The 13596-nt window shown below is 36.2% G+C and carries 13 protein-coding genes; 5 read left to right on the plus strand and 8 right to left on the minus strand.

Annotation, left to right across the window (positions count from 1 at the left end; all coding sequences use genetic code 11):
- The first annotated feature begins 26 nt into the window (after window positions 1-26).
- Window positions 27-1697, plus strand: a complete 1671-nt coding sequence (recN, locus tag PSA_RS13715) for a DNA repair protein RecN (protein WP_042148736.1) — start codon at window positions 27-29, stop codon at window positions 1695-1697.
- Between the two features lie 63 nt (window positions 1698-1760).
- Here recN and kdsA read toward each other — a convergent pair whose 3' ends face one another.
- The 8 genes from kdsA to hemA all read right to left on the minus strand — a co-directional run bounded on the left by kdsA (window position 1761) and on the right by hemA (window position 10162).
- The gene (gene kdsA / locus PSA_RS13720; RefSeq protein ID WP_042148734.1) at window positions 1761-2606 is read right to left on the minus strand and encodes a 3-deoxy-8-phosphooctulonate synthase; all 846 of its coding nucleotides are present in this window, start codon (window positions 2604-2606) and stop codon (window positions 1761-1763) included.
- 9 nt (window positions 2607-2615) lie between these two features.
- On the minus strand, window positions 2616-3869 hold the full coding sequence (locus tag PSA_RS13725; protein ID WP_042148730.1) for a DUF819 domain-containing protein: 1254 nt from the start codon (window positions 3867-3869) through the stop codon (window positions 2616-2618).
- Window positions 3870-3938: 69 nt separating this feature from the next.
- Window positions 3939-4742, minus strand: coding sequence for a tetratricopeptide repeat protein (locus tag PSA_RS13730; protein ID WP_042148727.1), 804 nt, complete (start codon window positions 4740-4742; stop codon window positions 3939-3941).
- A 190-nt stretch (window positions 4743-4932) separates the two neighbouring features.
- Window positions 4933-5307, minus strand: a complete 375-nt coding sequence (locus PSA_RS13735) for a SirB2 family protein (RefSeq protein ID WP_042148724.1) — start codon at window positions 5305-5307, stop codon at window positions 4933-4935.
- A 24-nt stretch (window positions 5308-5331) separates the two neighbouring features.
- Window positions 5332-6882 (minus strand): response regulator, encoded by a 1551-nt coding sequence (locus PSA_RS13740; RefSeq protein WP_042148721.1) that lies wholly within the window; start codon window positions 6880-6882, stop codon window positions 5332-5334.
- Between the two features lie 25 nt (window positions 6883-6907).
- The gene (gene prmC, locus PSA_RS13745; protein ID WP_042148851.1) at window positions 6908-7774 is read right to left on the minus strand and encodes a peptide chain release factor N(5)-glutamine methyltransferase; all 867 of its coding nucleotides are present in this window, start codon (window positions 7772-7774) and stop codon (window positions 6908-6910) included.
- Between the two features lie 17 nt (window positions 7775-7791).
- The gene (gene prfA / locus PSA_RS13750) at window positions 7792-8877 is read right to left on the minus strand and encodes a peptide chain release factor 1 (protein WP_042148718.1); all 1086 of its coding nucleotides are present in this window, start codon (window positions 8875-8877) and stop codon (window positions 7792-7794) included.
- Between the two features lie 31 nt (window positions 8878-8908).
- The gene (gene hemA, locus PSA_RS13755; RefSeq protein WP_042148715.1) at window positions 8909-10162 is read right to left on the minus strand and encodes a glutamyl-tRNA reductase; all 1254 of its coding nucleotides are present in this window, start codon (window positions 10160-10162) and stop codon (window positions 8909-8911) included.
- Between the two features lie 144 nt (window positions 10163-10306).
- Between hemA and lolB the strand changes: the two genes are divergently transcribed.
- From lolB to PSA_RS13775, 4 genes are all read left to right on the plus strand, one after another.
- Complete coding sequence (gene lolB / locus PSA_RS13760; RefSeq protein WP_042148712.1) at window positions 10307-10879, plus strand: lipoprotein insertase outer membrane protein LolB; 573 nt, start codon at window positions 10307-10309, stop codon at window positions 10877-10879.
- Complete coding sequence (gene ispE, locus PSA_RS13765) at window positions 10879-11733, plus strand: 4-(cytidine 5'-diphospho)-2-C-methyl-D-erythritol kinase (protein WP_042148846.1); 855 nt, start codon at window positions 10879-10881, stop codon at window positions 11731-11733. Before lolB ends, ispE begins: the two co-directional genes overlap by 1 nt.
- Before the next feature lie 95 nt (window positions 11734-11828).
- Complete coding sequence (locus PSA_RS13770; RefSeq protein WP_042148709.1) at window positions 11829-12776, plus strand: ribose-phosphate pyrophosphokinase; 948 nt, start codon at window positions 11829-11831, stop codon at window positions 12774-12776.
- Between the two features lie 209 nt (window positions 12777-12985).
- Window positions 12986-13594, plus strand: a complete 609-nt coding sequence (locus PSA_RS13775) for a 50S ribosomal protein L25/general stress protein Ctc (RefSeq protein ID WP_042148706.1) — start codon at window positions 12986-12988, stop codon at window positions 13592-13594.
- The last annotated feature ends 2 nt before the right edge of the window (window positions 13595-13596 follow it).

Raw genomic sequence — 13596 nt, forward strand, 5'->3', positions numbered from 1 at the left:
GTATAGTTACTGTATGGATAAACAGCATGTTAATTTCTCTCGAAATCGAAAATTTTGCAATCGTTGATAAACTGAATGCCGAGTGGGGCCCTGGAATGACAACCATTACGGGAGAAACCGGTGCTGGTAAATCAATCGCCATCGATGCTTTATCATTATGTTTAGGGGAGCGCTCAGAAGCTTCAGTTGTACGCCCTTGTTGTGAACGTGCGCAAGTAAGTGCGCAATTTGATATTCATAACCTTCCTGAAGCAAAGCAATTCTTAGAAGATAATGATCTGATCAGTGATACTGAATGTTTAATACGCCGAGTAGTTAACAAAAATGGCCGAAGCAAAGGATATATTAACGGTATTGCAGTCACTGCAAGTCAACTAAAAACAATGGGCCAATACTTAATTTCAATTCATGGCCAACATGCACATCAACTTTTAACTAAATCTGAACATCAATTACATTTATTAGATGAATATGCTGGGCACGGAGATTTACAACATAATGTTAGTATTTCTTATGGTGTTTACAGCAAACTAAAAAAAGAATTTAAACAACTGAGTGCACAACACGCACAGCAGCAAGCGCAACTTCAGCTACTTGAATATCAAGTTCAAGAGCTAGATGAGTTTTCCTTACAAGAAGATGAATTTGAACAGATAGAAAGTGAGCATAAAAAACTAAGTCATGGCCAGACATTAATTAGTGCATGCCAACAGCAATTATTACAACTATATGATCAAGATGGCGCTAATGCTTTTACTTTTGTACAACAAAGTGCAAATCAATTTTCTGAACTTGCTTCTATTGATAAAGCATTGTCACCTATTAGTGAATTATTAATAGAGGCAAGTATTCAAATAGAAGAAGCTGCAACAGAAATTAGACATTATCAAGATAATACTGATTGCGATCCGAGTCGTTTTATTGAAGTAGAAGAACGTATGAGCCAAGCTTTAAATTTGGCAAGAAAACACCATACTAAGCCGGAGGACTTATACCAACTACACCAAGATTTAGTGGCAAAACTTAATAATATTAGTTCTAATAATGCCAGAATTGAAGAACTCGAAGACTTAATTTCAGATGCTTTGGCTGATTATCAATTACAAACTAAACTACTGAGTGATAGTCGTTCAGTAGCAGCGCAAACACTGAATAAGTTGATAAGTTCAAGCATGCATCAACTCTCTATGGAACATGGTTGTTTTAAAATAGATTTGCACTACCAAAGTGACTTAACACCTAATAAATTCGGCTCTGATAGCATAGAGTTTTTAGTATCAACAAATCCAGGCCAACCTTTGCAAGCTTTAGCTAAAGTAGCGTCTGGTGGTGAACTATCTCGAATTAGTCTTGCTATACAAGTTATTATTGCAGGTAAAGTTACAACACCTACACTGATTTTTGATGAAGTGGATGTGGGTATATCTGGTCCAACAGCGGCTTCTGTAGGTGAATTATTACGCCAACTTGGCAAGTCTACTCAAGTTATATGTGTAACACATTTACCGCAAGTTGCCAGTTCTGGCCACCAGCAATTTTTTGTTTCAAAGCAGACCGATGGACAACAAACTTCAACTCAAATGCTAGCGCTAGATAAAAGCGGACGTACTGATGAGATTGCACGTTTATTAGGTGGTAATAATATTAGTAAAGCCACATTAACTAATGCACGAGAATTACTAAACGCGCACAATTAATTGCGTATCGTTATAAACAAAAAAAGAGCTGTTAAGCTCTTTTTTATTGATAAGATTTTTAAATTATTCTGCGGTATTTAGTAGCTCAAAACTTTTAACTAAATCATCTACTGCTTTCATTTGTGTTAAATAAGCTTCTAATTTAGCTAAAGGTAATGCACAAGGACCATCACACTTAGCTTGTGATGGATCTGGATGGGCTTCAATAAATAATCCTGCAATTCCTAATGCAATTCCACTTCTAGCAAGTTCTGTTGCTTGTGCACGTCGACCATCAGCAGAATCAGCACGACCACCAGGGCGTTGTAAAGCGTGTGTTGCATCAAATATAACAGGTGCTTGTTGCTTCATGTCATCCATACCCAACATATCAACTATCAAGTTGTTATAACCAAAGCTTGAACCACGTTCACATAAAATAATTTTATCGTTCCCAGCCTCATTAAACTTCTTAATGATATGGCGCATTTCATGAGGTGCTAAAAACTGTGGTTTCTTAATGTTAATAACCGCACCCGTTTTTGCCATAGCAACAACTAAATCTGTTTGACGGGCCAAGAATGCAGGTAACTGAATGACATCTACCACTTCTGAAACCGCTAATGCTTGGTGTGGTTCATGAACATCAGTAATTAAAGGCACATTAAAGGTATTTTTAATTTCTTCAAAAATCTTTAAGCCTTCTTCCATGCCTGGGCCACGGTAAGAGTTAATTGAAGAGCGATTTGCTTTATCAAATGACGCTTTAAAAACGTATGGGATCCCCAATTTTTGCGTCACTTCAACATAATGCTCAGCGATACGCATCGCTAAATCACGAGACTCTAATACATTCATGCCGCCAAATAAAACAAATGGTTTATCATTTGCGACTTCTACTGATTGTACATTAATAATATTTTTATTCATTTTTTATCCTTAAGGTGCAACTGCTTGCATCATTAGTCCACAAATATAAGCCATATATGTGCCTACGCCATAGCCTAATACAGCCAATAAAACACCTACTGGCGCAAGTGATGGGTGAAAAGCCGCTGCAACAACGGGTGCCGATGCTGCTCCGCCTACATTTGCTTGTGAGCCAACAGCCATATAAAACAGTGGTGCTTTGATTAGTTTAGCGACTAATAACATTAAGCATGCGTGGATCAGCATCCAAATACCGCCAACAATAAATAAGCCAGGATTATCAAACATCGCTGTTACATTCATATGTAGGCCAATAGAAGCAACTAAAATATATAAAAAACTTGAAGCGACTTTTGATGCACCAAATGCTTCAATATGTCGCACTTTAGTAAATGATAAGCTAATACCTATCGTAGTAGAAATCACGATTAGCCAAAAGAATTTACTATTTAAACTGTATTCACTTGCCCAAGCAAAGTTATTGCCAAAGTATGGGCCTAAAATATCGGCAGCAAAATGGGCAAAACCGGTAATACCAAAAGCAATAGCAATGATTGTCATATAATCATTTAAAGTTGGCATACGCGCATGTTCAGCATGATACTTTTGAACGCGAGTCTTTAAATCTTCAATCGCAGATGTATCGGCACCCGTTTTTGCATCTATTTTCTTATGGTTAGCAGCCATTAATAATAAAACTGCCATCCACATATTTGCAACGATCACATCAACAGTAACCATGACCGAAAAGATATCACCACCTACTTCAAACATTTCTTTCATTGAAGCTTGGTTTGCACCGCCACCAATCCAGCTCCCTGCAACGGTTGTCATGCCACGCCATACGGCATCTGGACCATGTCCGCCTACAATTTCAGGGCTGATTGCACTCATCACTAATATCGCGATGGGACCACCTATGACAATGCCTAAAGTACCGGTTAAAAACATGATTAAGGCTTTAGGTCCTAAATTAAGAATCGCCTTTAAATCAATACTGATAGTTAATAAAATTAAACAAGCGGGTAATAAGAATCGTGATGCCACGTAATAAACATTTGAACTGTGTCCATCGACAATGCCAAACGTATTTAATAGCGAAGGTAAAAAGTAACATAATAATAACGCTGGGACATATTTGTAAAACTTCACCCAAAACGAATTTTGACTACTTGATGTCTTAAAAATAAAACCTAAAATAATTGCTAATAAACCAAGAACAACAGCATCATTCGTGATCAGAGCTGAGTGTGTGTCAGCCATTTTCTCTCCTAATTATATTTCGATTAATCCCACTTTTAACTTTAACAACCTATTTATATGGTTTAGTTTTTAATGGATTGTATTTATATTATTTTCCATTTCTTCAAGCTGATTTTGAATCAATTCAATTGCAGGATCATCAGGGCATTCACTAATAAAATACTCTAAATCTTCTCTGGCCATCTGAGAACAATTTATGCTTCTTAACAAATAACCTCTATCTCTTCTTTCATAAGGATCATCTCCTGTAATTGTCATTAATAGTTCAATACAATTAAGTGCTTGATAGTGCTTATTTTCAGAAATAAATGCCCATTTTTGATGAGCTAAAAATAATTTATATAAATTATCTTCTGGCACAATTTGAAATGAATCAGAATTTTCTTCAACTGATAGATTCTCAGGCTTTAAGTACCAAGATTGTTGTCCCGAAGCTGGATCAATTAAATAACCTTCATCTTGACTCATTTTTACATTAAGCATCAAACTTGATTCAAACACCACGATGCACACATCAAAATCAAGATTAAATAAGACATGCTTCAATATGAGTGCTAATGGTAAATCAGTACCCGTTCGATAAACCAAAGAATATGACAAGCTATTTAATTTAGTTTCTTCAATTTTTTGACTAGTACCACTAAAGGTCCAGTCACTATAAAAATGATCGACGATAGTATCTAAAGCTTCATGTTTTGTACTACAAGCGCTTACTATTTGTTTAGCTTCAACTACAAGGTCATCCAATATCTGTAAATATTTTCTAACATTTGTTATCGCAAGCCATCTTTGCTCTGCTTTTAAGCAGGCATGTATTGGGTCTAGTTGATCATAATCTTGTTCATGATCATCAAACCAGATATCTGACTTCAATACCTGTACAACTCTATAAATCTCAAAAGGACTATAGTCTACCTATGTTTGGCTGCAATTTCATTAGGAATAAGTAATTAACGACTTCATCAATTAAACAAGTTGAGGAATATTTGTTTATGGAATGGATTTGGAATGTAAAAATGAAACTAGCGACTGCAATAATCACCCAATCGCTATTTGTATAGACTTAAAGAATAAAAGCGTTTTTAGAACCCGCTAAATATCCAACTAAACATAGGCATACTGTACATAAGCCTAAAAACATAAATTGTTTACTTTTAGTTTCTTGTTTTAATAAAACAAAACCTAACCCAATATAACCAATAACAAAGATTATTTTTTCTAATAACCATGAGTGCTCTAAAGGGTTGAGTCCTGCCATATAAACCAAAGAAAACGCACTAATTAAAAGTACGGTATCTCCAATATGACTGCTAATAAATAAAATTTTATTTTTTGCTAGTTGCCAATTATTAATTCTCGATATTACTCTTACATAAAATAATATTATGCTTAAAACAACAAATGCTAGATGCATATGTTTTATTGCCATATAACTCATTTACTTCAACTGCCCCTTTGTTATTTAACTATCTTGGTTTGTTACTAATATTGTTTCAAAAAATTGAATATTACTCGTTAATAAATCTACGAGTTTAGGCTCAAAATGTGAGCCTTTTTGTTTTTGAATTTCATTCAATGTTTTATCTAAATCCCACGCTTCTTTATAACATCTATTATGCCTTAATGAGTCATAAACATCCGCTAAGGCAACTATCCTGCCATAGATGTGTATTTTCTCTCCTTCTATGCCACGTGGGTACCCTGTTCCATCCCACTTTTCATGATGATCTCGCGCAATTATTGCTCCAGCATTAATAATTGAACGACGTGAGTTTTTCAAAATTTGATGGCCTTTCTCAGAATGTGATTTCATCAAATCCCATTCATCGCTATTAAGGCCTTCAGGTTTATGAATTATGGTATCTGGAATACCTATTTTACCGACATCATGTAAAGGTGCGGCATGTTTTAATATTTCACTTTCGACATCAGATAAACCATATAAACTAGCTAGTTTACATGAGATATGAGCAACGCGTTTAACATGATTACCCGTTTCACTAGAGCGTTGTTCAACAGCTGCTCCGAGTCTATAAACAATTTCTCGTTGCGTATCTTCAACTTCTGATTGCAACTGAATATTTTCATAGGCGACTTGTACATTTTGAGCAAAAATTTCTATTAAATGTTTATGTGAAGGTGTCAGTGTTTTTGGCACGCCTGAAACATAGAGCATTGAATTGTGATTGCATTCGCTTGAGCAATAAGCAAATAAATAATTATCTTTATAAACAATGCTTTTTTCTCTTAAGGATTGTTTACACGCATTTAGCTGCTCGCCTGTCAGTACCTCTTCAAGCAATTTTCCTTCAGATTCTTCAAATTCACCTTGCCCTGAAAAAACAATTAATTTATTTTCACTACCATTTTCTATTGGATTACTTGCAACTAAAGTTGTTGCATACATAGCTTCATCAACAGTGCCAATAATTGAAGTTAATTGTTGAATAACACCATAAATAAAGTTCTCCATCGAATGAGCTGAAAAAATATCTCTTGATGCAATAATTATTTTCTCAAGTCCCTGACGCGATTGCTCTATAGATAAAATATCACGGTATGAGCGTAGGCTTGACATAACAACAGTAAATAATTTTTGTGCTGTGAGTTCTGTTTTTGATTTGTAGTCGTTTATGTCATAGTTAACAATTACTTGGCGCTCAGGTGCCTGACCTGGTTGTCCGGTTCTAAGGATAATTCGAACATGATTGTTTTTAGCTTCTTCTCTAATATACTGAGCAACTTTAAGACCTGCGTCATCTGTTTCCATAACAACATCAAGTAAAACAATCGCAACATCAGGATGTTGAACAATCAGTTCCTGCGCTTCCTTTCCTGAATAAGCACTTAAAAATTCAAGCCCCTTTCCTTGAAATTTAAAATCACTCAACGCAAGTTTAGTTACTGCATGAACTTCTGATTCATCATCTACAATAATCAGTTTCCATGTGCCTTGGTCAATGGTTTCTATTTCTTCTTCAGGCTCATTAGAAAATAAAAAGTCTTCTGCCATTTGATACTCCTTTATAACTTGAACTCTACTTAGTGCCTAACTGTGCAACTGTAATACGATCATTTCCGGATAAATCAGTAAAGGTCTTAATACCTTTATAAGCCATTTTGCTCAAAAAATCACTTACTAGTTTAGATTGATTATAGCCATGCTCTAATAATAGCGTGCCATTTTCATTTAGATGGGACTTTGCTTGTGCAATAATATGCTTTAGATCGGCCATGCCATCATCTTGTGCTACTAATGCACTCAATGGTTCAAAACAGACATCACCTTGATTTAAATGTGGGTCATTTGGCTCTATATAAGGTGGATTACTCACTATCACATCAAACTTTTGATCTTTAAAAGCACTAAACCAATTACTTTGAATAAATTGTACTTTATCAAATTGATTATCAGTATTAAGCCTTTGACGATTACGTTCAGCCAATTCAATTGCCGCAGGTATTCTGTCACATCCAGTCACATGCCAATTTGGATATTCACTCGAAATTGCCAATGCGATTGCGCCAGTACCAGTACCTAAATCAAGTAAAGAAATATCACGGTCTATTTCAAGTGCTAAAACTTGCTCAACTAATGTTTCTGTATCTGGTCGTGGGATTAAAGTTTGTGCATTTACTTCTAAAGGCAGGCTCCAAAACTCTCGAAAACCAACAATGTGTGCAACAGGTTCACCTAACTTACGCCTTTCAACCATTTCAAAAAAGCACTTTTGTTGTTCGTCCGTTAGTCGTTTTTCTGGCCAAGTGAACAAATAAGTGCGTGTTTTTTCAATACAGGCTAATAATAAAACTTCAGTATCTAATTTAATGGTATCTGATTTTTTATCTTCTGGTAAAGCCAAAAAGGCGTTGGCTGCAGTAGCCAACGCCTTTTGAATCGTCATGTTGTTTTCAATCACGATTATTGTTCACCCATTGCAGCAAGAAGGTCTGCTTGGTTTTCGAGTACTAATGGGTCAATTACGGCGCCTAAATCACCAGCCATAATTTCATGAAGTTTATATAGTGTAAGGTTGATTCTATGATCACTTACACGACCTTGAGAATAGTTATAAGTACGAATACGATCTGAACGATCACCTGTACCTACTAAATTACGACGTTCACTTGCTTCAGCTGCTTGACGTTTTTCATCTTCAGCTTGCTGTAAACGTGCACCAAGAACAGACATAGCCTGTGCTCTATTTTTATGTTGTGAACGCTGATCTTGACACTCAACAATAACGCCTGTTGGTATATGTGTGATACGGATAGCAGAATCGGTTTTATTTACGTGCTGACCACCGGCACCAGATGCACGGAATGTATCAACTTTTAAATCTGAAGATTTTATCTCAATCGCTTCTGCTTCAGGGATTTCAGCCATTACAGCGACAGTACATGCAGAGGTATGTACGCGACCTTGTGATTCAGTTTCTGGAACACGTTGTACTCTGTGGGCACCAGATTCAAATTTCAATTTACCGTATACATCATCACCTGTAATATGTGCGATTACTTCTTTAAAACCGCCATGGTCGCCTTCATTAGTCGTTACAACTTCTAACTTCCACTTTTGTGTTTCTGCATAACGGCTATACATGCGGAATAAATCACCTGCGAAAATAGCCGCTTCATCACCACCAGTACCTGCTCTTACTTCTAAAAATACGTTATTTTTATCTCGTGGATCTTTAGGGAGCATTAATACTTGCAATTGGTCTTCACATTTTGTGACTTCTACTTTAGCCGCTTTAAATTCTTCTTGCGCCATTTCGCGCATATCTGGATCAGAATCTTTAAGCATTTCTTCAGCAGTTGAAATATCTTCACGCGCTTCTTTAAAAGCTAAAAATGTTTTTACAACTTCTTCTAACTCAGAATACTCTTTAGACAGTTCACGAAAACGATTTTGATCACTGATCACTGAAGGGTCACTTAATAGTGCTTGAACCTCTTCATAACGTTCTTCAATTGTTTCTAACTTATGATAAACCGACTCTTTCATTTACTTTAACTGCCTATTCTTTTTTTGATGATTAATCATCTATACCTAAAATATTTTTTAATTGGACTAACTGGGCTAGCTGCCCATCTTCAGCAGCCAGTTTAATAGAACGCGTAGGTGCGTGCATTAAACGATTACTTAATTTATTAGCCAATTCCAATATCACTTTTTCAGCAGGTTTTCCTGCTCCAAGCTGTGCTGTTGCACGCTCTACTAATTCATTTTTGATACCATTAACTTGCAAGCGGTACTCGCGAATTAAGTCAACAGAATCAAGTGATTTGAGCCAAACTTTAAATTCAGCTACTTTCAAAACAATAATTTCTTCAGCTTCTTCAGCAGCTTTTAGTCTGCTTTGCACATTTTGATTTACAATTGCTTGTAAGTCATCAACCGTATATAAGTAGGCATCATTAAGTTCGCCTACTTGGCTTTCAATGTCTCTTGGCACTGCAATATCGACAAAAAGCATTGGCTTGTATCGGCGTGCTTTTAATGCTTGCTCTACCACACCTTTACCTATTATTGGCAAAGTACTTGCTGTTGAACTGATCACAATATCAGACTGTATCAATTGTTCAGGCACTTGTGCTAAAGAAACAATATTAGCGCCAAATTCATCCGCAACAGTTTGTGCGCGTGCAATAGTTCGGTTAGCTACGGTCATATTTTCACAACCATTTTGTTGTAAATGCCGCGCAACTAATTCTATTGTCTCACCTGCGCCAATTAATAACACCTTAATTTTATCTAATTTACCATAAATATGCTTTGCAAGACTTACTGCGGCATAAGCAACAGATACAGCACTGGCACCGATATCTGTTTCTGTCCTGACTTGCTTTGCAACAGAAAAGGTTTTTTGAAATAAACGCTCAAGTAAAACACCCACGCAAGATTGGTTTTTTGCATTTTGATAAGCTTGCTTGATTTGGCCAAGGATTTGCGGCTCACCTAATACTAAGGAATCTAACCCACACGCAACACACATTAAATGTGAAACAGCCTTTTCGTTTGTATAACAATATGTATGTTGGCTTAATTCTGTCTCGGTTAAATGGTGAAAATCGGCTAACCAAGCTAATAATATTTGGGAATTATCGCTCTCAAGGCTACAATAGATTTCGGTTCTATTGCAGGTAGAAACAATCACAGTCTCTAGAAACTCTGAAGAATTAAGCATTTGCTTCAAAGCGAACTCGAGTTGTTCTACAGAAAAAGCTACTTTTTCTCGTAAATCTACTGATGCTGTTTTGTGATTAATACCTAGTACAACCAGATTCATAAAAAAAAGACCTATTAAACGATATTTATAATTGTACACTTTCTAAAGTGCGCAATAGAACTTATAAAAAACGAATTTTACGAAAATCATTCGAATAAGGAAAGGAAGGAACACAAATAGATGCGATTATATTTGATTTTGCTCATGTTTTTTTTATTTATTTCGGGCTGTGTCAGCACAATACCCGATAAGCAGACCATTTTTTCTGATTGGCAAGTCCATTTAGATAATCAAGATAGCTGGAAAGCAAACGGTAAATTGGCTTTTATTAGTAAAAAAGAACGCCATTCAGCTAATTTCACTTGGCAAAATAATGGAGGTAGCAGCACGCCTGATTATAAGCTAAAGCTCACCACTTTCATTGGTACTCAAATATTGTCTTTAGTGCAAACAAATTCACATGCGCAGTTAGACTATGATAGCAAAACTTTTAGAGATAAGAATGCCCAAAACATGTTAAATCGTCTCACTGATTTATCTTTCCCTCTTAATGATGCGCCTAATTGGTTAAAAGGTCGCCCAGACAGTGCACATATTAAATATGATAACTTCGAGCGTATTATGTTAGCCACAATTGAAGATTCTCAGGGCGATACTTGGCAAGTGACATATAACAATTATGTAAAAAATAATGGTGTATGGTTGCCTACTAAACTTAATTTAGAAAGAAACGATCTTAAAATTAAAATGCAAATTCATTCATGGCAGTTCAATTAATGCAAATAGATACAAATATGACTTTTATCGCCCCCGCAAAATTAAATTTATTTTTACATATAAATGGACGCCGCCCAGATGGCTATCATGAGCTAGAAACTTTATTTGTATTTTTAGATTATGGCGACCATCTAAATTTTGAAGTCACTAATAACAAAAAAATCACACTTATTGATGGATTATGTGATGTACCACTTGAAGATAATTTAATAATCAAAGCCGCTAAAGCATTACAAAATAAAACGAACTGCACTTTAGGTACAAATATTTCATTAGATAAAATATTACCTATGGGCGGAGGTGTTGGTGGCGGATCATCAGATGCAGCAACAACGTTAGTTGTTTTAAATATATTATGGCAAACAAATCTATCAATAGACACGCTATGTGAAATAGGCATTAAACTTGGCGCTGATGTGCCTGTGTTTATTAAAGGGGAAGCATCAATCGCACAAGGCATAGGCGAAAAGCTCAAACCTGTGAATTTAAAAGAACAATGGTATGTTGTTGTTCATCCAAACATACATATCAGTACAGCTAAAATATTTAACCATCCAGACCTCCCTCGTGATACTCCAAAGCTCAAAGATGACTGGCAAATGTCTAAAATAGACAATGATTGTGAAGAATTGGTTAAAAAATACTATCCTGAGGTTGATCAAACCCTCCAGTGGTTGTTAAAATACGCACCGTCGAAAATGACAGGCACAGGCGCATGTTGTTTTGCTAGCTTTAAAACACAAGCTCAAGCACAAAGCGTTCTGGAGGCTTTGCCTAATTGTTGGCAAGGTTTTATAGCCAAAAGTGCAATGATTTCGCCTTTACATAAGCAGATCAGCGCAAAAAAAATGTAACATACCCGACCGTTTTGTAGCTTTATATCAAAGTTTAAACTTTAATATAAATTATATTCGGTAAACCCAATAGTCAGTGCCTGAGGAAATCTACTGTGCCAGACATGAAGCTCTTCGCCGGTAATGCAACACCTGAGTTAGCTCAAAAAGTTGCCAAACGTTTATATATTGAAATGGGACAAGCGGAAGTAGGTCGTTTTAGTGACGGTGAAATCGCAGTTCAAATCAATGAAAATGTACGTGGTTCGGATGTATTTATTATCCAGTCTACTTGTACCCCTACTAATGATAACCTAATGGAATTAATCGTTATGGTTGATGCGCTTCGTCGTGCATCTGCTGGTCGTATTACAGCTGTTATTCCATATTTTGGTTACTCTCGTCAGGACAGACGTGTACGTTCTGCTCGTGTTCCTATCACTGCAAAAGTTGTTGCTGACTTTTTATCTAGTGTAGGTGTTGACCGTGTTCTTACGGTTGATTTACATGCTGAACAAATCCAAGGTTTCTTCGATGTTCCTGTTGATAATGTTTTTGGTACGCCTGTACTGTTAGAAAACATGCAACAGAAATCATTTGATGATGTTGTTGTTGTATCTCCTGATATCGGCGGTGTTGTACGTGCGCGTGCAGTCGCTAAATTATTAGATGATGCTGACCTTGCTATTATTGATAAACGTCGCCCTAAAGCAAACGTTTCTCAAGTAATGCACATCATAGGTGATGTTGCTGGTCGTGATTGTATTATCGTTGATGATATGATCGATACTGGTGGAACATTATGTAAAGCTGCTGAAGCATTAAAAGAGCATGGCGCTAAACGTGTTTTTGCTTACGCTACTCATCCAATCTTATCAGGTGCAGCTGCGGAAAATATCCGTAACTCTGTAATTGATGAAGTTATCGTAACAGATTCTGTTCCTTTAACTGATGAGCTAAAAGCAATTGATAAGATCACTGTATTAACACTTGCAGACATGTTAGCTGAAACGATACGTCGTATTAGCAATGAAGAGTCAATCTCTGCGATGTTTGATCAATAATAAAGTCTTATTACGATAAATTCTTTATTAAGCGCTGATTAATCAGCGCTTTTTTTATTCCTAATAATAATACCCTTCCTTTTAAAAACCTTATTGAATAAAAACATTACATTTAATTTTCAGTAGTGTTATCATTGCGCGCCGATTTTTGGTGGGCTCTTTGGTCGCGAAGAGTTGAAACATAAATTTAAAATATATTGGAGACAATAATGTCTAACGAAATCTACACATTAGATGCTGAAGTACGTGCTGACCTAGGTACGAGTGCGAGCCGCCGCCTACGTAAAGAAAACAAAGTTCCAGCTATCCTTTACGGAGCTGATAAAGAAGCACAATCTTTATCTTTTGAGCACAAAACGATCATCAAAGCACAAGAAAACGAAGGTTTTTACACTCATATCTTAACTTTAAACATTGCTGGTGAATCTGTTCAAGCAATCTTAAAAGATATGCAGCGTCACCCTTTCAAGCCAGTGGTAACTCACTTAGATTTCCAACGTGTTGATGCTACTCATAAGATCCACACTAAATTACCAATTCACTTCATCGGCGAAGAAGTAATTGCTAAAACGGGTGCAACAGTATTACACCAAGCAACTGAAATCGAAGTAAGCTGTTTACCAGCTAATTTACCTGAGTTTGTAGAAATTGATGTATCTGCTCTAGAAGCTGGTACTACACTTCATATTTCTGACGTAAAACTTCCTGAAGGTGTTTCTTCAGTTGAGTTAGTTAAAGGTCATGACCTTGCTGTAGCTAACATCAAAGTACCTAAAGCAAAAGCTGAAGATACTGAAGAAGAAGCAGCAGCTGAATAGTA

Origin of the sequence: Pseudoalteromonas sp. '520P1 No. 423', assembly GCF_001269985.1 — a bacterium.
In the GTDB taxonomy this organism is placed as follows: Bacteria; Pseudomonadota; Gammaproteobacteria; order Enterobacterales; family Alteromonadaceae; genus Pseudoalteromonas.

What these genes read in the sequence shown, in the direction of transcription:
- recN (WP_042148736.1), top strand. Translation starts at nt 27, where the DNA reads ATGTTAATTTCTCTCGAAATCGAAAATTTTGCAATCGTTGATAAACTG.
- kdsA (WP_042148734.1), bottom strand. Translation starts at nt 2,606, where the DNA reads ATGAATAAAAATATTATTAATGTACAATCAGTAGAAGTCGCAAATGAT.
- PSA_RS13725 (WP_042148730.1), bottom strand. Translation starts at nt 3,869, where the DNA reads ATGGCTGACACACACTCAGCTCTGATCACGAATGATGCTGTTGTTCTT.
- PSA_RS13735 (WP_042148724.1), bottom strand. Translation starts at nt 5,307, where the DNA reads ATGAGTTATATGGCAATAAAACATATGCATCTAGCATTTGTTGTTTTA.
- PSA_RS13740 (WP_042148721.1), bottom strand. Translation starts at nt 6,882, where the DNA reads ATGGCAGAAGACTTTTTATTTTCTAATGAGCCTGAAGAAGAAATAGAA.
- prmC (WP_042148851.1), bottom strand. Translation starts at nt 7,774, where the DNA reads ATGACGATTCAAAAGGCGTTGGCTACTGCAGCCAACGCCTTTTTGGCT.
- prfA (WP_042148718.1), bottom strand. Translation starts at nt 8,877, where the DNA reads ATGAAAGAGTCGGTTTATCATAAGTTAGAAACAATTGAAGAACGTTAT.
- hemA (WP_042148715.1), bottom strand. Translation starts at nt 10,162, where the DNA reads ATGAATCTGGTTGTACTAGGTATTAATCACAAAACAGCATCAGTAGAT.
- lolB (WP_042148712.1), top strand. Translation starts at nt 10,307, where the DNA reads ATGTTTTTTTTATTTATTTCGGGCTGTGTCAGCACAATACCCGATAAG.
- ispE (WP_042148846.1), top strand. Translation starts at nt 10,879, where the DNA reads ATGCAAATAGATACAAATATGACTTTTATCGCCCCCGCAAAATTAAAT.
- PSA_RS13775 (WP_042148706.1), top strand. Translation starts at nt 12,986, where the DNA reads ATGTCTAACGAAATCTACACATTAGATGCTGAAGTACGTGCTGACCTA.